The sequence below is a fragment of the Comamonas humi genome (assembly GCF_054782535.1).
This window is the reverse complement of the sequence record NZ_BAAGSH010000005.1, coordinates 418551-437032: the sequence shown is the minus strand read 5'-3', so window position 1 is coordinate 437032 and position 18482 is coordinate 418551. Positions and strand designations below refer to the sequence as shown.

Annotated in this window: 18 protein-coding genes; 13 read left to right on the top strand and 5 right to left on the bottom strand. The window is 68.6% G+C overall.

Going from position 1 to position 18482, the window contains the following annotated elements:
- Positions 1 to 179: 179 nt before the first annotated feature.
- The 4 genes from ACYVKR_RS06325 (at position 180) to miaB (ending at position 3242) form a co-directional block, all read left to right on the top strand.
- Positions 180 to 998 (top strand): DODA-type extradiol aromatic ring-opening family dioxygenase, encoded by an 819-nt coding sequence (locus tag ACYVKR_RS06325; protein ID WP_460479952.1) that lies wholly within the window; start codon positions 180 to 182, stop codon positions 996 to 998.
- A gap of 73 nt (positions 999 to 1071) precedes the next feature.
- Positions 1072 to 1344 carry a hypothetical protein gene (locus ACYVKR_RS06320; RefSeq protein WP_460479951.1) on the top strand — a complete coding sequence of 91 codons (273 nt, stop codon included), beginning with the start codon at positions 1072 to 1074 and terminating at the stop codon, positions 1342 to 1344.
- Between the two features lie 79 nt (positions 1345 to 1423).
- Positions 1424 to 1834 carry a hypothetical protein gene (locus ACYVKR_RS06315; protein WP_460479950.1) on the top strand — a complete coding sequence of 137 codons (411 nt, stop codon included), beginning with the start codon at positions 1424 to 1426 and terminating at the stop codon, positions 1832 to 1834.
- Between the two features lie 70 nt (positions 1835 to 1904).
- Entirely contained in the window at positions 1905 to 3242 is a 1338-nt protein-coding gene (gene miaB / locus ACYVKR_RS06310) for a MiaB/RimO family radical SAM methylthiotransferase (protein ID WP_460479949.1), read from the top strand.
- 51 nt (positions 3243 to 3293) lie between these two features.
- Here the strand turns inward: miaB and ACYVKR_RS06305 are convergent, their stop codons facing one another.
- Together ACYVKR_RS06305 and ACYVKR_RS06300 are read right to left on the bottom strand one after the other, a co-directional pair.
- Complete coding sequence (locus ACYVKR_RS06305) at positions 3294 to 4190, bottom strand: DUF3014 domain-containing protein (protein ID WP_460479948.1); 897 nt, start codon at positions 4188 to 4190, stop codon at positions 3294 to 3296.
- An 88-nt stretch (positions 4191 to 4278) separates the two neighbouring features.
- A complete protein-coding gene (locus tag ACYVKR_RS06300; protein WP_460479947.1) occupies positions 4279 to 5160 on the bottom strand; it encodes an MBL fold metallo-hydrolase in 882 nt (293 codons plus the stop codon).
- A gap of 69 nt (positions 5161 to 5229) precedes the next feature.
- Between ACYVKR_RS06300 and ACYVKR_RS06295 the strand changes: the two genes are divergently transcribed.
- The 5 genes from ACYVKR_RS06295 to ACYVKR_RS06275 all read left to right on the top strand — a co-directional run bounded on the left by ACYVKR_RS06295 (position 5230) and on the right by ACYVKR_RS06275 (position 10465).
- Positions 5230 to 5541 carry an ArsR/SmtB family transcription factor gene (locus ACYVKR_RS06295; protein ID WP_460479946.1) on the top strand — a complete coding sequence of 104 codons (312 nt, stop codon included), beginning with the start codon at positions 5230 to 5232 and terminating at the stop codon, positions 5539 to 5541.
- A gap of 14 nt (positions 5542 to 5555) precedes the next feature.
- Positions 5556 to 6092, top strand: a complete 537-nt coding sequence (locus tag ACYVKR_RS06290) for a rhodanese family protein (RefSeq protein WP_460479945.1) — start codon at positions 5556 to 5558, stop codon at positions 6090 to 6092.
- Between the two features lie 103 nt (positions 6093 to 6195).
- Positions 6196 to 8541, top strand: coding sequence for a hypothetical protein (locus tag ACYVKR_RS06285; RefSeq protein WP_460479944.1), 2346 nt, complete (start codon positions 6196 to 6198; stop codon positions 8539 to 8541).
- Positions 8523 to 9719: a hypothetical protein gene (locus ACYVKR_RS06280; protein ID WP_460480081.1), complete on the top strand. Its 1197-nt coding sequence runs from the start codon at positions 8523 to 8525 to the stop codon at positions 9717 to 9719. The genes ACYVKR_RS06285 and ACYVKR_RS06280 overlap by 19 nt, the downstream gene beginning before the upstream one ends.
- Complete coding sequence (locus tag ACYVKR_RS06275) at positions 9719 to 10465, top strand: DUF1266 domain-containing protein (protein WP_460479943.1); 747 nt, start codon at positions 9719 to 9721, stop codon at positions 10463 to 10465. Before ACYVKR_RS06280 ends, ACYVKR_RS06275 begins: the two co-directional genes overlap by 1 nt.
- Positions 10466 to 10547: 82 nt before the next feature.
- Here the strand turns inward: ACYVKR_RS06275 and ACYVKR_RS06270 are convergent, their stop codons facing one another.
- A complete protein-coding gene (locus tag ACYVKR_RS06270) occupies positions 10548 to 11123 on the bottom strand; it encodes a C40 family peptidase (RefSeq protein WP_460479942.1) in 576 nt (191 codons plus the stop codon).
- A 157-nt stretch (positions 11124 to 11280) separates the two neighbouring features.
- Here ACYVKR_RS06270 and fdnG point away from each other — a divergent pair, with 157 nt between their 5' ends.
- The 4 genes from fdnG to fdhE all read left to right on the top strand — a co-directional run bounded on the left by fdnG (position 11281) and on the right by fdhE (position 16876).
- On the top strand, positions 11281 to 14349 hold the full coding sequence (gene fdnG, locus ACYVKR_RS06265; protein ID WP_460479941.1) for a molybdopterin-binding domain-containing protein: 3069 nt from the start codon (positions 11281 to 11283) through the stop codon (positions 14347 to 14349).
- Between the two features lie 10 nt (positions 14350 to 14359).
- Positions 14360 to 15259 (top strand): formate dehydrogenase subunit beta, encoded by a 900-nt coding sequence (fdxH, locus tag ACYVKR_RS06260; RefSeq protein WP_460479940.1) that lies wholly within the window; start codon positions 14360 to 14362, stop codon positions 15257 to 15259.
- Positions 15256 to 15882, top strand: coding sequence for a formate dehydrogenase subunit gamma (locus ACYVKR_RS06255; RefSeq protein WP_460479939.1), 627 nt, complete (start codon positions 15256 to 15258; stop codon positions 15880 to 15882). The genes fdxH and ACYVKR_RS06255 overlap by 4 nt, the downstream gene beginning before the upstream one ends.
- A gap of 67 nt (positions 15883 to 15949) precedes the next feature.
- Entirely contained in the window at positions 15950 to 16876 is a 927-nt protein-coding gene (gene fdhE, locus ACYVKR_RS06250; RefSeq protein WP_460479938.1) for a formate dehydrogenase accessory protein FdhE, read from the top strand.
- Between the two features lie 12 nt (positions 16877 to 16888).
- On the opposite strand, the gene ACYVKR_RS06245 is transcribed toward fdhE, so the two are convergent.
- Positions 16889 to 17608, bottom strand: coding sequence for a TetR/AcrR family transcriptional regulator (locus ACYVKR_RS06245; RefSeq protein ID WP_460479937.1), 720 nt, complete (start codon positions 17606 to 17608; stop codon positions 16889 to 16891).
- Positions 17609 to 17716: 108 nt separating this feature from the next.
- Complete coding sequence (locus tag ACYVKR_RS06240; RefSeq protein WP_460479936.1) at positions 17717 to 18469, bottom strand: SDR family NAD(P)-dependent oxidoreductase; 753 nt, start codon at positions 18467 to 18469, stop codon at positions 17717 to 17719.
- Between the last annotated feature and the right edge of the window lie 13 nt (positions 18470 to 18482).

Sequence of the window (18482 nt, the reverse complement as noted above, 5' to 3'; positions counted from 1 at the left end):
CCTCATGTACCAACTGGTACATAGATTATCGAAGAAAGCCAGGCACGCTGGCCTGGGGTAAATACCAGGGACCCATGACCGATGCAATCGACGGCCGGCAAGGCTGGCCTTGAAAGGCGGCAGGCGCCCTCATCTACATGCCATACTGAACCGCGCCGCAACCCTGGCCCCACCCCACCATGACCAATACCGTCTCCACCGCCCGCATGCCCGTGTACTTCATCTCCCACGGCGGCGGCCCCTGGCCGTGGATGAAGGCCGAGATGGGCGACACCTACCGGCTGCTGGAAGACTCGCTGGCCGACATGCCGAACCAGCTGCCGCGCCCGCCCGAGGCCGTGCTGATGGTCTCGGCCCACTGGGAGGAGCCGGCGTTCACCGTGCAGGCCACGCCGCAGCCGGGCATGCTCTATGACTACGGCGGCTTTCCCGCGCACACCTACCACGTGCATTACCGCTCGCCCGGCTCGCCGGCGCTGGCGCAGCGCGTGGCGCAGTTGCTGCAGGCGGCCGGCCTGCCCCAGGCGCTCGACGCCGAGCGCGGCTACGACCACGGCATGTTCTCGCCCATGCAGGCCATCTACCCCGAGGCCCGGATCCCGGTGGTGCAGCTGTCGCTCAGGCGCGGGCTCGACCCGGCCGAGCACCTGGCACTGGGCCGCGCCATCGCGCCGCTGCGGGACGAGGGCGTGCTCATCATCGGCAGCGGCCTTTCGTACCACAACCTGCGCGCCTTCGGCCCGCAGGCGCATGCGCCGTCCAAGGCCTTCGACGACTGGCTGGACGACACCATGCGCGCCGCACCCGCCGAGCGCAGCCAGCGGCTGGTCGACTGGGAAGCCGCGCCCGCCGCACGCCTGGCGCACCCGCGCGAGGAGCACCTGCTGCCGCTGATGGTGGCCGTGGGCGCGGCCGAGAACGAAGCCGCCACCCGCGTCTACCACGAGGATGCCTTCATGGGCGGGCTGGCCGTGTCGAGCTACCGCCTGGACGCCTGAGGCCCGCTATAGTGCCATCCAGGGCGGTCCGGCGCGGTCCGCCCATCCCTGTCTGTCCACGAAGGAGCATCCCATGCATATGGCCTTGGTGATCGGCGGCGGCATCGTGCTGCTCGGCCTCTTTGCCCTGTTCGGCTGGCTGTGGGGCGCCAGCACGGCCAATGTGGCGCTGGGCGCCAAATGGTTCGTGCCGGCCTGGCTGGCGGTCGCGCTCGCCAACATGTGGGTCGGCGTCACCCATGCGGGCTACAGCGTGCGCGAGGAGCTGCCCATCCTGCTGATCGTCTTCGCGGTGCCGGCGGTGGTTGCCGCCGCCCTGGCGGCCTGGTTGCTGTCGCGTGGCTGAAGGCCCGGCAAGCCCCAGCGGCCGACTGCGGCACCGCCGGGCTTTGTAGAATGCGAGCCCCAGCCCCTGGATATACACCATGCAACGCTGCTCCCCCCACCGCTCCCTGCGCCGGCTCGCGCTGGCCACCTTGTCGGCCGCGCTGCTCGCGCCCTTCGCCACCTGGGCGCAGGCCCAGACCTATGCGGGCTTCAACGGCCCGGTGCGCAACTTTCCCGCCGCCGCGCTGCGCGGCACCCTGGTGGTCGCCAGCCTGAGCGAGGCCACGGTCGACGGCAAGGCCATGCTGCTGGCGCCGGCCTTCAAGCTCTACACGCCGCAGAACACGCTGGCCCGCCCAAACACGGTGATCGGCCAGCCGCTCAAGGTCAACTACGTGATCGAGAAAGCCACCGGCCGCCTGCACGCCGCGTGGGTGCTGAACCCCGCCGAGGCGCAGCAGAAGCGCGACAGCGCCGACAACGGCTTCTTCAGCGGCCTGCTGAAGTAATCCTCTATTTTTGATAGCTGCCAGCGCTTTCCCAGCAAGCGCTGGCAGCCATTTTCATTGCAAGAACACCATGTCCAAAAAAGTCTTCATCAAAACCTTTGGCTGCCAGATGAACGAGTACGACTCGGACAAGATGGCCGACGTGCTGGGCGCGGCCCAGGGCTATGAATCCACCGACGATCCGGAGCAGGCCGACCTCATCCTGTTCAACACCTGCTCGGTGCGCGAGAAGGCGCAGGAGAAGGTGTTCTCCGACCTCGGCCGCTACAAGCACCTGAAGGAAAAAGGCGTGCTCATCGGCGTAGGCGGCTGCGTGGCCAGCCAGGAGGGCGAAGAGATCATCAAGCGCGCGCCCTACGTGGACGTGGTCTTCGGCCCGCAGACCCTGCACCGCCTGCCCGACCTGCTCAACGCCCGCGCGGCCAAGGCCAAGCCGCAGGTGGACATCAGCTTCCCCGAGATCGAGAAGTTCGACCACCTGCCGCCCGCGCGCGTCGAAGGCGCCTCGGCCTTCGTCTCCATCATGGAAGGCTGCTCCAAGTACTGCAGCTACTGCGTCGTACCCTATACGCGCGGCGAGGAGGTCAGCCGTCCGTTCGAGGACGTGCTGGTCGAGGTCGCGGGCCTGGCCGACCAGGGCGTGAAGGAAGTCACGCTGCTGGGCCAGAACGTGAACGCCTACCTGGGCAAGATGGGCGACACCACCGAGATGGCCGACTTTGCGCTGCTGCTCGAATACGTGGCCGAGATCCCCGGCATCGAGCGCATCCGCTACACCACCAGCCACCCCAACGAGTTCACTCCGCGCCTGATCGAGGCCTACGCCAAGCTCCCCAAGCTGGTGAACCACCTGCACCTGCCGGTGCAGCACGGCTCGGACCGGATCCTGATGGCCATGAAGCGCGGCTACACGGCCATGGAGTACAAGAGCACCATCCGCAAGCTGCGCGCCATCCGCCCCGAGATGGCGATGAGCAGCGACTTCATCGTCGGCTTCCCCGGCGAGACCGAGGACGACTTCCAGAAGATGATGAAGCTCATCCACGACGTGCGCTTCGACAACAGCTTCAGCTTCATCTTCAGCCCGCGCCCCGGCACGCCCGCCGCCAGCCTGCACGACGACACGCCGCACGACGTGAAGCTGCGCCGCCTGCAGGAACTGCAGGCCGTGATCAACACCCACATCCGCGAGATCAGCGAGGAGCGCGTGGGCACGGTGCAGCGCCTGCTGGTCGAGGGCATCAGCAAGCGCGACGGCAGCGAGCTCATGGGCCGCACCGAGTGCAACCGCGTGGTGAACTTCCCCGCGCATGGGAAACAGGAGCGCCTCATCGGCCAGATGATCGACGTGAAGATCACCGAGGCCAAGGCCTACACGCTGCGCGGCGAGGTCGTCACGCAGGGCTGATTTTCAAGAAAAATCGGCCTCCAGCACCCGTCCATCAAGCGCGAGCAGCTATCATTTTGTGATCTGCGCGCGCACGGCGCGCAGGCTGGCCTTGACGCGGCTTGCATGCTCCGGGCCCATGCGCAGCAGGATCTTCTGCCCCGAGGACAGCGCCTGCAACTGCGGATCGGCAAACTCGTAGCGCAGCCAGGGCTGCTGTGGTGCCACCTGTCCTTGCACCTGCACCAGCTTCAGCGCCAGCGGCTGCACCGGCTCGGGCGTCTTGAGCAGGTGGTCGATCACCGCCACCAGCCGGTCGTTGAAGTGCTTGCCGGGGTAGCCCAGCTCTTCATAGGTACGCTGCAGCACCGGGTAGACGCGCTTGTACAGCGCCACGCCCGGCGCCGGGTCCAGCCCAGTCACGAAATCCACCACCGCGCCATAGCGCGCGGCGTTGCCGGCGGCGATGTGCAGGTCCGCGCCGCTGCCCTCGACCGCCATGCGCCCGCCCACCGGATGCAGCGGCCACAGCTGCGAGGCCACGTGGCTGCGCGGCAGGTTGTCGATGGTGGCGACGATGCGCCGCGCCAGCCCGTCGGCCGCCACGAAGCGCAGGCTGCGCTCGCGGCCCAGCCAGCCGGTGACGGCGCTGTCGAAGGCGGTGTTCGCATCGGGCGCCAGCGGCGGGTTGCCCTGGGCATCCGCGGCGGGCTCCAGCGGGTGGTGCTCCTCGGCCTCGGACGCAGCCTTGTCAGCCGCGCTGGGCGGGCTGGCAGCCTCGGGCGCGGGCTGCGCCGGTGTCTCGGCCTGCGGGGCCGGCGCCACCATCTGCCGGCCGTATTTCCACCAGCCGTAGCCACCGGCGGCAAGCACCAGGACCAGCAGCGCCACGGCCTTGCCCATGCCGCCCCGGCGGCGCTGGCGCTGGTACTGGCGGGACACGGGTTCGTGCGCGTTGATCTCTTCCATGGGCAGGTCTCTCTCAAGGGCCAATGGCAGCTACCTTAAAGCCATTTGCGGGCCTGCATCCCGCGCTTCACCCTTTGTTGCAACACTTTTACCTGCCATCCACCCGCACCGGAATTTTCAGGTACGACACGCCATTGGCCTCGGCCGGCGGCAGCCGCCCCGCGCGCATGTTCACCTGCACCGACGGCAGCAGCAGCGCGGGCGCTGCCAGCGTGGCGTCGCGCTTTTCGCGCAGTGCGACAAAGGCGTCTTCGTCCACGCCCTCGTGCACATGCACATTGCTCGCGCGCTGCGCGACCACCGTGGTTTCCCAGGCATAGTCCTCGCGCCCCGGCGCCAGGTAGTCGTGGCACAGGAACAGGCGCGTGGCGGGCGGCAGCGCCAGCAGGCGCTGGATGGAACGGTAGAGCTGGCGCGCGCTGCCGCCCGGAAAGTCGGCCCGCGCCGTGCCGTAGTCGGGCATGAACAGCGTGTCGCCGACGAACACCGCATCGCCCACGCGGTAGGCCACGCAGGCCGGCGTGTGGCCGGGCGTGTGCAGCACCTCGATGGACAGCGCGCCCAGCGCCAGCACCTCGCCGTCGCGCAGCAGCCGGTCGAACTCGCGGCCGTCGCCCGACACGTCGTCCGCATGGAACACCGGGCCGAAGAGGGCCTGCACCTCGCGGATGTGCTCGCCAATGGCCACCGGCGCGCCGGTGTGCCGCTGGAGGTACGGCGCCGCACTCAGGTGATCGGCATGGGCGTGGGTCTCCAGGATCCAGCGCAGCGCGAGCCCCTGGTCGGCGATGGCCTGCAGCACGCGGTCGGCCGACGCGGTGCTGATGCGGCCGCTGCGGTGGTCGTAGTCCAGCACCGGGTCGATGACCGCGGCCTCGCCGCTGCCTGGATCGGACACCAGGTACGTGACCGTGAACGTGGCCGGGTCGAAGAAGGCCTGGATGCGGGGCGAAGGACTGGAAGGGTTCATGGCAGCGATGTCCGCAGGGGTTTGCGCATTTATTTAGAATAATCTAAATTAGAAATATCTAAACCAAATATGTCAAGCACCGACCCCCAACAGCTCTTCATGCAGCAAGGCGCGGCCCAGGCCGCCGCGCTGCTGCGCGCCGTCGGCAACGAAAACCGGCTGCTGGTGCTGTGCCTGCTGCTCAGCCACGGCGAGATGACCGTGGGCGCGCTGCTCGAGCAGGTGAGCCTGAGCCCGTCCGCGCTGTCGCAGCACCTGGCGCGCATGCGCGACGAAGGACTGGTGAGCTACCGGCGCGAAGCCCAGACCCTGTACTACCGCATCGCCAACCCGCACGTGGCCCGGCTGATCGCCACGCTCAAAGACATTTTCTGCCCCTGAAAGCGAGCACTGCCATGACCCTCCAGACCCTCTCCCCCCAGGCCGCCAAGGCCCTGCTTGATGAAGGCAAGGCCGTGCTGGTGGACATCCGCCCGGCCGACGAGCATGCGCGCGAGCACATCGCCATCGCCCGCAACATCCCCATGGACCAGTTGCCCGCCGCCGCGCCGGCGCTGCAGGGCCGGGCCGTCGTCTTCCACTGCCGCTCGGGCCAGCGCACCCGGCTCAACGCCCAGGCGCTGCGGGCCGCCACCAGCGGCGAGGCCTATGTACTCGAAGGCGGCCTCGACGGCTGGAAGCAGGCCGGCCTGCCGGTCCGGCGCGACACCTCGCAGCCTCTGGAATTGCAGCGCCAGGTGATGATCGCAGCCGGCACCCTGGTGACGGGCGGCACGGCGCTGGGCACCGTGGTTTCGCCCTGGTTCTACCTGCTGCCGGGCTTCGTCGGCTGCGGCCTGGTCTTCGCCGGCCTGACCGGGTTCTGCGGCATGGCGCGGCTGCTGATGAAGATGCCCTGGAACCGTCGCGCACTGGCCGCCACCGGTTTGTAACAGGCGGTGAAACTCTGGCCGCCGGCCCCCGGGGCGGCGTGCGCAGCGGCTAGGATGCAGGTTTTTTGTGGGGGCTGCCGCCCCCTTTTGCAACCGAGGCTCCATGAATTCCACACGCCAAGCCGCCGCGCTGCACGGCGACGCCCTGCACGCTTTTCTGGACCAGGCCCATGAGCTGCTCCACGACGACGGGCATGGCAGTGGCGCCATCGACCACCGCGACCGCGTGGCCGCGGCCGTCGAGCTGATGCAGCAGCAGAGCTTCGCGCCGGCCAGCGTGCCCGAGCTGGAGCGCCTGCACGATTTCTGGCTGCTGCTCGACCAGCCGCAGGCCGCCAACGCCCTGCTGCAAACCCACCGCGAGGCGGCCCTGCAGGCCCACGAAGGGACCGACCGCGCCACCGGCGCGGCCAGCCTGGCGCTGAGCGACATCCAGAGCCGCCTGCGCTTCGACCGCGATGGCGCCTGCGCGCTGCTGCTGCCCGCGGCCACGCTGCTGGCGCAGCTGCCCGACAGCGCCGACCCCGAGATCTACTGGAACGGCTGGCAGACCCTGGCCCAGCAGGCCGAGGCCTACGGCATTGCCGAGCAAGGCATAGACCTGCGCCGCGAATACGAGCGCAGCCGCTCCGAGCACGAGGCCGACCAGGCCTTCGGCGAAGCCTGGGCCTGCCTGCAGAAAGCCGAGCTGGCCCAGCTGCGCGCCGACGACACCGCCCAGGCCCGCCAGGTGCAGGCGGCCATCGACGGCCTGCGCCAGGCCGATGCCGGCCAGGCGCTGGACTTCGACCGCTGGATGCGGGTGGCCCAGCGCCTGCTGCCGCTGGCCCCGCAAAGCCTGCCGGCGCTGCTGCTGGCCTGCGAGCAATGGCTGGCGCGCGCCGAGGTGCCGCCGCCGTCGCAGGCCGTGAAGGCCCACCGCCGGGTCAGGATCGCCCGCCTGCAGACCCAGGCCTGCGAGCAGATGGGCCAGCAAGACGCCGCGCTGCAGCTCGCGCCGCAGGGCCGCTTCAGCCTGACCGACGACGACGGCGACCCGTTCACCGCGCAGTTGCTGCAATGGCTGCTCGACGCCGGCCGCCTGGACGAGCTGGCCCCGCTGGCGCTCGAGAGCGTGCTCCACGCCCGCCCCGGCTCGGCCGAGGCCGCCTACCGCATCGCGCTGGAGCTGGCGGACACCGATTCCCCCCAGGCCAACACCTGGGCGCTGATCCTCGCCTGGGCGCAGATCGAGGAAGACATGCGCCGGCTGCTGGCCCAGGCCGATGAACGCCTGCCGCCGCTGCCGGCCGACGACTACCTGGCGCGCGTGCGCGCCAGCGAGCCCGGGCATCCCGTGCTGGCGCTGATCGAAGGCATGGGCCACGCGGCCAAGCGCCGCATGGACCAGGCCCTGCCGCTGCTGGAGCAGTCCGTGGGCCTGCACCCCGAGATCGCCGATAGCGACAAGCTGCCCACGCTGTGGGCCGCGCGCTTTGCGGCCCTGCCGCTGCAGGAGGCGCTGGCCCGCCCCTTCCCCGAGGCCCACGGCGCCCATTGGTGCTATGCGGCCGGCGTGGTGCTGGACGACGAGGACGACCTCGCCCCGCTGATGGGCGGCAAGAAGCACGTGCCCGCGCAGGAGGTGCGCGAGCCGCTGGTGCTGCGCTACTACGAGGAAGGCCTGGCGCGCTTCGAGCATTTCTGGGCCACGGGCCAGGGCCGCTTCAAGGATGCCGACCTGCACGTGTACTCGATGCTGTGCAACAACCTGGCCATCAAGTACCGCGACCAGGAGCGCTGGGACGAGGCGGCCGAACTGCACCGCAAGGGCCTGGCCGCCAGCCCGTTCGCCGAGCACCATGACGGCCTGTGGTGGTGCGCGAACGGCCGCGACGACGATGCCGGCATCGTCGCCGAGGCCGAACAGCTCTGGCACTTTGCGCAGGACCATGGCTACGGACGCCACGAGCCGACGCGCTACTTCCCCACCGTGGCGCTGTCGCTGTACAAGCTCGATCGCGGCGACGAGATCAGCATCTGGCTCGAACGCCTGGACGAGTGGTATGCCGGGCTGGACGAGGACGAGCAGCGCGACGAGCGCCGCGACTACCTGGCCTGCATGATGTCGCTGCTGGACTTCTTCTCGGTCTTCCGCCCCGAGCTGGTGCTGCCGCGCCTGCGCGCCCACCAGGCCGAGGTGCGCGCCCTGCAGGACAGCTACCCCCTGCGCCGGCTGGCCGGCGCGCTCGAAGCCTGGCCCGAGCACCTCGAAGAAGCCGTGGCCCTGCACCGCGAGTCCGCGACCCATCTGGGACGGAACGCCAAGCGGCAATTCGCACTGGGCAACGACAACGAGGCCGAAGCCCGCATGTCGCAGGACGGCCTGGAAAAGGCCGAGCGCAAGCTGGCCGAAGCCCGGGGCCAGTCCCCGGCCGCCGGCCGCAAGCCCTGGTGGAAGTTCTGGTGAGCCAGGCCGGCGCCCAGGCAGGCAGCGCCTACCAGGCGCGCGACGTGGTCAACGCCCCGCACATCAAGGCGCGCATCCGCGAACGCAGCGCCGCGCGCGGCGATGCGCCCGAGATCACGGCCTGGCTGGGCAACCACTTCTACCGCCATGTCGTCGGCAACCTCCAGGCCGAGCCGCCGGCGCTGCAGCCCATCGCCGACGGCCAGGCGCTGGCCGCGGTGTTCGGCCGCCAGACGCCGCCCGGCTGGGTGCTGGAGCGCCTGGAGCAGCAATCCCGCGGCTTAGCCCTGCCCCGGCTCTGGTGGGTGGACCCCGACGCGCCCGTGGTGCTGGCGCTGGAGGCGCGCCTGGTGGAGTTCCTGTCCACGCGCCAGGGCACCTCGCTCGAAGGCAAGCTGCAGCGCGTCAACTGCCCGCAGGCGCTGGCGCGCTGGACGCTGGAGCACCTGGCCTTTGCGCAAAAACAAAGCCGTGGCTGGGTCGAGCACACGCCGGCCGCCGTGCGCGGCCTGCTGCCCGGCCAGCACGGCAGCTTCGTCGAGTTCGATGGCCGCAGCCCCCAGCTGCGCCAGGAGATGGCCTACGAAAGCCAGATGATGGGCCACTGCGTGGGCCAGTTTGCTGACCGCAAGCAGCTGCGAGGCGGCTATGGCGAGCACTATGCCGAGGCCTGCGAGCAGGGCCGCATGCGATTGTTCAGCTACCGCACCGGCCAGGCCCAGCCGCGCATCACCGTCAACGCCCAGGTGCAAAAGGACGGCAGCCTGCAGGTCGAGCAGATCAAGGGCAAGCAGAACCGCCCGCCGATCGCGCGCTACGCGGGCGACGTGGTGGCCCTGCTCAACCACCTGCAGCCGCGCGGCGAGGAACCGGACGACGCCATCGCCATGGGCGTCGTGCGCCGCCCTGTCCACCTGCTGCCCCCCGGCCAGGAGGCCGCGCCCTGGTGCGCCGTGGCCGAGCTGCACACCGAGGCCGAACAGCTGTGGCTGCTCGCCGAGCACCCCGACCTGCTGCCCCGGCTCGACCTGCGCTCGCCCTTGCTGCAGTGGATGGTGGCCGCGCGCAAGGACGACGTGGATGCGGCCATCGTCGAGCACATGCCCAAGACCGCCGCGCTGCAGCAGGCGCTGCAGCTGGCGAAAAAGCGCGAAAGGCGTGCCAGGACGGTGCCCTGATGCGCAAGTTCCTCTTCCTCGTCACGCCCTGGGTGCTGGTCTACCTGCTGGGCCGCATCCATTGGCTGCTCGGCACCGTGGCCCTGCTGGGCCTGCTCTGGATCGTGCGCGGCAGCTGGCGCCGGGTCCAGGAGGCACGCCGCCGCGGTGACGCCTCCACCAGCTACAGCGCGGGCAGCGCAACGCTGGACTGGTCGCTGGCCCTGGCCCACCCCATGGCCTTCCACAGCATCCACGGCGGCTTTGCCCACCGCGAGCTCGCCGGCGCCGACGATGCGCTGACCCGCAGCTTGCGCCCCATGGTGCTGCACCACCTCGGCATGCGCACCGACCTGGACGACGCCAGCATCGCCAAGCTGCTGCCCGACCTGCTGCGCCAGCGCTGGTTCACGCTCGACCTGCACAAGCTGCAGGCCGGCGACGACCCTCGCGCCGCCATGGCCTTCGCCTGCGCGCGCGTGGCCTTCTATGTGCGCTGCGCCTTCCTGCTCGGCTGGCTGCCCGAAGACATGCACCGCGAGGTGCTGCGGCTCAACGCCTGCCGCGCCCAGCAATGCTTCGGCGATTGGCTGGCCTACGGCCAGGCCTGGGCGCGGGGCCGCGCGCAGTGGATCGCCCAGGGCCGCGCCGACACCTTGGGCAAGGCCTTCAGCGAGGCCGACGTGGCCGACTGGACCGCCTCGCCGCAGCATCCCTGGCACGCGATGCCCTGGCAGCTGCCGCTGGACGAGCTTTCAAAAACATGAGCAGCTACCGCTCATTCCATCTTGATTTCAATACTATTTGATACTGAAATCGAGATATGGCAAGCGCCAGCAGCTATGGTTTTTAAACGGCAAACACCGTGCGCGCATCGGTGAAGCGGCGCGAGAAATACGGGTTGTTCATCGGCACCGTCCTGACGATGCCGCCCGTAGACGGCGCATGCACGAACTGGTCGTTGCCCGCATAGATGCCCATGTGCGAATAGCGCCCGCCCAGCGTGTTGAAGAACACGAAGTCGCCGCGCTGCAGCCGGCCCGGATCGATGGACGCGCTCACCGTCGCCCACTGCGCCGTGGTGCGCGGCAGCCGGCGGTCGGTGATGCCCTGCACCGCATACAGCACCAGGCCGCTGCAGTCGAAGCCGCCCTCGGGCGTGTTGCCGCCATAGGTGTAGGGCGTGTTCACCACCATCATCAGCCGCGCATACAGCGGCTCGCGCAGTTGGCCGTCCAGCCCCAGGCTCACGCCCTCGGCCACCGCCCCGCCCTGGCGCACCGGCCCCGAGCCGCGCGCCGCGCCGCCCTGCCCCGCCGGCCGCGAGGCACAGCCCGCCAGCAGCGCGCCCGCCCCCAGCACCGCGGCCAGCAGCCATTCGCGCCGCGAGGCCGCGCCTTCCTTGTACATACCGTCGTCGTTCATGCGGCCTATTATTCACAAGTGGGCCGCCGCCGGGACAAAAGCCGTTTTCTATCAAAACAATATTCACGCAACGCAAAACATATCGACCGTAGAATCGTTGCTTGGCAAACTGTTTCCATTTCTATAACCTCCTTCCCAGAGAAAGCGAGGACGCCCCATGAAGCAACTCTCCAGACGCCGGTTCATGCAAGTGACCGGCTCCACGCTGGCGGGATCGAGCCTGGCGGTGATGGGCTTTTCGCCCACCGCCGCACTCGCCGAAGTCCGCCAGTACAAGCTCGCAGCGACCACGGTCACGCGGCAGACCTGCACCTACTGCTCCGTCGGCTGCGGCATCCTGATGCACGCGCTCGGCGACGGCAGCAAGAACTCCCGCCAGGCCGTGATCCACGTCGAAGGCGACCCGGACCACCCCGTCAACCGCGGCACGCTGTGCCCCAAGGGCGCAGGCCTGCTGGACTTCATCAACAGCCCCAACCGCCTGCACTACCCCGAGTACCGCGCGCCCGGCTCCACCGAGTGGAAGCGCATCTCGTGGGACGAGGCCTTCGAGCGCATCGGCGGCCTGATGAAGGCCGACCGCGACGCTAACTTCGTCGAGAAGACCGACGACGGCCTCACCGTGAACCGCTGGACCACCACCGGCATGCTCGCCGCCTCGGCCGCGAGCAACGAAGTGGGCTACCTCACCGCCAAGATCGCCCGCTCCTGGGGCTTGCTCGCATTCGACAACCAAGCCCGTGTCTGACACGGCCCGACGGTGGCAGGTCTTGCCCCGACGTTTGGCCGTGGAGCGATGACGAACCATTGGGTCGACATCAAGAATGCGGACGTTATCCTGATCATGGGCGGCAATGCCGCCGAAGCACACCCCTGCGGATTCAAGTGGGTGACCGAAGCGAAGGCGCACAACAAGGCGCACTTCATGGTGGTCGATCCGCGCTTCAACCGCTCGGCCTCGGTGGCGGACTTCTACGCGCCGATCCGCTCGGGCTCGGACATCGCCTTCCTGGGCGGCGTGATCAATTACCTGATCAGCAACGACAAGATCCACCACGACTATGTCCGCAACTACACGGACATGAGCTTCATCGTGCGCGAGGACTTCGCGTTCAACGACGGCATCTACTCCGGCTACGACGAAAGCAAGCGCACGTACGACAAGAGCTCGTGGGACTATGAGCTGGGCGAGGACGGCTTCGTCAAGACCGACACCACGCTGCAGCACCCGCGCTGTGTCTACCAGCTGCTCAAGGCCCACTACTCGCGCTACACGCCCGAGGTGGTCGAGAGCGTCTGCGGCACGCCCAAAGCCAAGTTCCTGCACGTCTGCGAGCAGTTCGCCAGCACGGCGGTGGCGGGCCGCGCGGCCACCATCATGTACGCACTGGGCTGGACGCAGCACTCCATCGGCGCGCAGATCCTGCGCACCGGCGCGATGGTGCAGCTGCTGTGCGGCAACATCGGCATCGCCGGCGGCGGCATGAACGCGCTGCGCGGGCATTCCAACATCCAGGGCCTCACCGACCTGGGCCTGCTGTCGTCCAGCCTGCCCGGCTACCTGACGCTGCCGCGCCAGGCCGAGCAGGACTACGGCAAGTACATCACCGCGCGCACGCAGAAACCGCTGCGCCCGGGCCAGATGAGCTACTGGCAGAACTACCCCAAGTTCCACGTCAGCCTGATGAAGGCCTGGTACGGCTCGGCCGCCACGGCCGAGAACAACTGGGCCTTCGACTACCTGCCCAAGCTCGACAAAGAGTACGACATGCTGCAGGTCTTCGACCTGATGAACGCAGGCAAGGTCAACGGCTACATCGCCCAGGGCTTCAACCCGCTGGCGGCGCTGTCGGACAAGAACCGCGTGCGCTCGGGCCTGGCCAAGCTCAAGTTCCTAGTCATCATGGACCCGCTGGCCACCGAGACCTCGGAGTTCTGGAAGAACTACGGCGAGTTCAACGACATCAAGACCGAGGAGGTCCAGACCGAGGTCTTCCGCCTGCCCACCAGTTGCTTCGCCGAGGAGGAAGGCGCGGTGGTCAGCTCGTCGCGCGTGCTGCAGTGGCACTGGAAGGCGGCCGAGCCGCCGGGCGAGGCCAAGACCGACGTGGAGATCATGTCCACGCTGTTCCTGCGCCTGCGCGAGATGTACCGCAAGGACGGCGGCAAGTTCCCTGACCCCATGCTCAATCTCTGGTGGCCCTATGCCCAGGCCAAGCACCCCAGTTCCGAAGAGCTGGCCAAGGAGTACAACGGCCGTGCGCTGGTCGACCTGACCGATCCAGCCGACTCGAGCAAGGTATTGCGCAAGGCTGGCGAGCAGGTCTCCGGCTTTGGCGAACTGCGCGACGACGGCAGCACCATGAGCGGCTGCTGGATCTACGCCGGCGCCTGGACGCAGGCCGGCAACCAGATGGCGCGGCGCGACAACAGCGACCCCACCGGCATCGGCAACACGCTGAACTGGGCCTGGGCCTGGCCGGCCAACCGGCGTGTGCTGTACAACCGCGCCTCGGCCGACCTGGAGGGCAAGCCCTTCAACCCCAAGCGCGTGCTGGTCAAGTGGAACGGCTCGTCCTGGGGCGGCGCCGACGTGCCCGACTACGGCCTGGCCATCAAGCCTGAGGCCGGCACCGGCCCGTTCATCATGAACCCCGAGGGCGTGGCGCGCTTCTTCGCCCGCAAGGGCATGGCCGAAGGGCCGTTCCCCGAGCACTACGAACCCTTCGACACGCCGCTGGGCTACAACCCGCTGCACCCGAAGAACCCCAAGGCCACGAGCAGCCCCGCGGCGCGCGTGTTCCCGCATGTCTGGGAGACCTTCGGCAAGGCCGCGGACTTCCCGCACGTGGGCACGACCTACCGCATCACCGAGCACTTCCACTACTGGACCAAGCATGCGCTGGTGAACGCGGTGACGCAGCCCGAGCAGTTCGTCGAGATCGGCGAGGCGCTGGCCAAGGAGATCGGCATCGTCGCGGGCGACCGCGTCAAGGTCAGCTCCAAGCGCGGGTACATCAAGGCCGTGGCCGTGGTCACCAAGCGCATCAAGCCCATGCAGATCGAGGGCAAGCCCGTGCACCACGTGGGCATCCCGATCCACTGGGGCTTCAAGGGCGTGACCAAGCCGGGCTTCATCGCCAACACGCTGACGCCCTTCGTGGGCGACGGCAACACCAACACCCCCGAGTTCAAGACCTTCCTCGTGAAGGTCGAGAAGGCGTAAGGAGAAACCGATGTCACTGCAATCCCTCGACATCAAGCGCCGCTCGGCCACCACCACGTCCTCGCCCAGCGCGCGCTCGCCGCGCTCGGGCGAAGTCGCCAAGCTGATCGACGTCTCCAAGTGCATTGGCTGCAAGGCCTGCCAGTCGGCCTGCATGGAATGGAACGACATCCGCGACGAGGTCGGCTCCAACCACGGCGTGTACGACAACCCCAACGACCTGACCGAGAACTCGTGGACGGTGATGCGCTTCACCGAGTATGAGAACGAGGAATCGGGCAACCTGGAATGGCTGATCCGCAAGGACGGCTGCATGCACTGCGAAGACCCCGGCTGCCTCAAGGCCTGCCCGTCGCCCGGCGCCATCATCCAGTACAGCAACGGCATCGTCGACTTCCACCAGGAGAACTGCGTGGGCTGCGGCTACTGCGTCACCGGCTGCCCGTTCGATGTGCCGCGCATCTCCAAGAAGGACCACAAGGCCTACAAGTGCACGCTGTGCTCCGACCGCGTGGCCGTGGGCCAGGAGCCGGCCTGCGTCAAGACCTGCCCGACCGGCGCCATCATGTTCGGCACCAAGGAAGGCATGAAGGCCCAGGCCGATACCCGCATCGCCGACCTAAAGGAGCGCGGCTTCGCCAAGGCCGGCCTGTACGACCCGCAAGGCGTGGGCGGCACGCACGTGATGTACGTGCTGCACCATGCGGACAAGCCGTCGATCTACCACGGCCTGCCCGACGATCCGAAGATCAGCCCCATGGTCGGACTGTGGAAGGGCGTGGCCAAGCCGCTGGCCCTGGCGGCGCTGGGCGTGGCTGCCGTCGGCAGCTTCTTCCACTACGTCGCCAAGGGTCCGCTGGAGGTGCCGGAAGAGGACGAAGACGAGGCACGAAAGGAGACAGGCGTATGAACCGCAATCCCCGTGACATCGTGCGCTACCGGGCATCGGAGCGCATCAACCACTGGATCGTGGCGATCTGCTTCGTGCTGCTCGCGCTGTCCGGCCTGGCGTTCTTCCACCCGGCGTTCTTTCCGCTGGCGCAGCTCTTCGGCGGCGGCCCGTGGACGCGCATCCTGCACCCCTACATCGGCGTGGTGATGGCCGTGTGCTTCCTGGTGCTGGCGGCGCGCTTCGCCTGCGCCAACGTGGTGCGCGAGCGCGACATCCAGTGGCTCAAGCAGGTGCCCAAGCTCGCCGCCGACAGCCACCACCCCATGCCCGAGCAGGACAAGTACAACGGCGGCCAGAAGCTGCTGTTCTGGGGCCTGGTCATCGGCATGCTGTTGATCACCGTCACCGGCGTGCTGATGTGGCGCTCCTGGTGGAACCTGCCGGTGGACGTGGTGCGCGCCGCGGCCCTGGTGCACGCCATTGCCGCCGTGTGGATGATCGGCCTGATCATCCTGCACGTCTACGCGGCGATCTGGACCAAGGGCACCATGGGTGCCATGGTGCGCGGCACCGTGACCCGCGCCTGGGCACGCCACCACCATCCGCTGTGGTTCCGCCGCATGACCGGCGGCAAGGACTGAGCCCTGCCATTGGCTGACCCTGCCGGCAGCATCCCCCGGGTGCTGCCGGTCTTCATTTGGAATCCCCATGCAACGCATTCTCCAGCCCGGCGACATCGAATCGCTGGACCGCACCAGCTTTCCGCGCGTGGTGCTGCCGCAGCCGCAGACCCTGTTCGGCGAGCGCGCCGCGCGCATCCTCCAGCTGGCCGAAGGCAACCCGATCGCCGACTACCTGCGCTTCGTGGCCCAGCTGGTGCAGGCCCAGCACGCGGCGGCGCAGTCGCTGCAACTGAGCGCGCCCGATGCCGCGCTGATCGCGCGGGCACAGCAGTTCTCGATGCCATTGCTGCCCGCCGCCGAGCACCTCGATCCCGCCTGGCAGCAGGTGCTGGACACCATGCTGCAGGCGCTGTCGGGCGAACACGGCCTGCCGGCGGCACTGCAGCCGCTGATCGCCGAGCTGCAGGCCTTGGACGCCGCAGGCCGCGACGCCATCGCCAACCGCCTGCTCACCAAGGAGCTGGCCGCGCGCGACGTGGGCCTGGCGCCCTTCGTGATGGCCGCGCTGCAGGTCGTCTTTGCTGTGCGTGCCAGCCGGCTTGACGTGGCGGACATCCCCTACACCGACCCCGCCACGGTCTGCCCGGTCTGCGGCGGCGAGCCGGTGGCCTCGGTGCTGCGCATCGGCGGCCAGGCCGCGGGCCACCGCTACTTGCATTGCGGCTGCTGCGCCAGCGAGTGGCACATGGTGCGCGTCAAGTGCTCGCACTGCGAATCGACCAAGGGCATCCACTACCAGGGCATCGATGGCGGCAAGGACGTGGTCGTGGCCGAGACCTGCGGTGAGTGCGGCAGCTACCGCAAGCTGGTCAACCAGGAGAAGGACCCGTTCGCCGAGCCGCTGGCCGACGACCTGGCCACGCTCACGCTCGATCTGTTGATGAGCGACACCGCGTTCCAGCGCGCCAGCGGCAATCCGCTGCTGTATGTGGCGGTGGCCGAGCCGCAATAGTCCCGGGGCTGTTCAGCGGATTTCGGGCAGCAGGATCGAGTCCACGCCATAGACCGAGGCTTTGCCAGGCGCGGCGCTGGCCCGCAGGGTATCGAGCGCCACCTGCGAGGCCTCGCTGACCGGGGCCTGCAGCGCGCTCATCAGCCGGGTGATCAGCTCATTCGCATGGAAGACCACCAGCGGGTCACGCAGACCCGGGTGGCGTTCGCGGACGTTGTGATCCACATCCGCAAGGACGTGGAACATCTCGCGCAGCCCCATGATGATGCGCAGGTGCAGGATGTCCGCGGGCACGGCCAGCGGCATGCGCCGCAGCAACAGGTAGCAGCGGATGATGCTGCGGCGATTGCGCCGCGGCACCACCTCCCAGGTATCGAGCTGCGGCACGCGGTTGATCGCGGAGAGGAAGCGCACATAGTGGTTGTCCGCGGCATCGCTCAGCATGGTTGCCGCCAACGGCCACACGGCAATGCGCAGAACGTCCTCAACGCTCGGCTGCCGCCCGCTGCGCTGCAGCTCATCGAGCATGTGGCTGCGCTGCTGCTCCACCGTGGGGGCCCGGTACTCGAAGATCGCGGTGATCACGCCCTCCAGCGAGCCGAAGTGGTAGTGGATCGCCGAGAGATTGCGGGCGCCGGCCTCGGCGTTGATGCGGCGCAGCGACACCTGGCCTGCGCCCTCCTCGGCGATCAACCGCTCCGCCGTCAGCAGCAGGCGTTCGCGGGTTTTCATGGCCTTGGCCGGCGTCCCCGGTTCGGCTGCTGCGGTGTCCCTTTCCACTCCACATCCTCGCGCTTGAATCAACGCAGCGAGTGTATCCGGCGCTGCAGCCGGGCACGCTCAGTCCTTGCCCGCGGAATACCCGCCATCGACGACCAGATTGCTGCCAGTGACAAAGCTGGCTTCATCGCTCAGCAGGAACAGCACGGCGTTCGCCACCTCGCCGTCCAACCCCAGCCGTCCCATCGGATGCAGCCTCGCCAAGGCCTGCCGCTTGTCGTGCGGCATCGCGGCCAGCAGGGGCGTATCGATGAACCCGGGGCTGACGGAATTCACCCGCACCTGCCGCGGTGCCGCCTCCATCGCCAGGGCTCGGGTGAGGTTGACCACGCCGCCCTTGGACGCGCAATAGGCCGAGGCACCCGCGCGCCCCGACGCTCCGAGCACCGAGGCGCAGTTCACGATGCTGCCCTGCCCCTGGCGGCCCATCAGACGCATGGCCGCCCTGGCGACGCGGAACACGCCGTGCAGATTGACATCGAGCACACGCAGATAGTCCTCGTCCCCGAAATCAACCGCCGGGCCCGCCAGGGCAATGCCGGCGTTGTTGAACACGCCGTGTACCTCGCCCCAGGAAGCGGCCAGCTCGCCAAAGAGCGCATCGACGCTGTCCGCCGAGGTGACATCGGTGGCGATGAAGCGCGCGGTGCGCAGCAGCGGATCGGCCGCTCGCGCCGCCTCGAAGCCACGCTCACTGGCGGCAAGATCGGCGATGGCGACGCGGGCGCCTTCCTCCAGGCAGCGGCGGGCCGTGGCCAGCCCGATGCCGCTGGCGCCGCCGGTGACGACGACGTGCTTGTTGGCCATGCGCATGCAACTGCTCTCC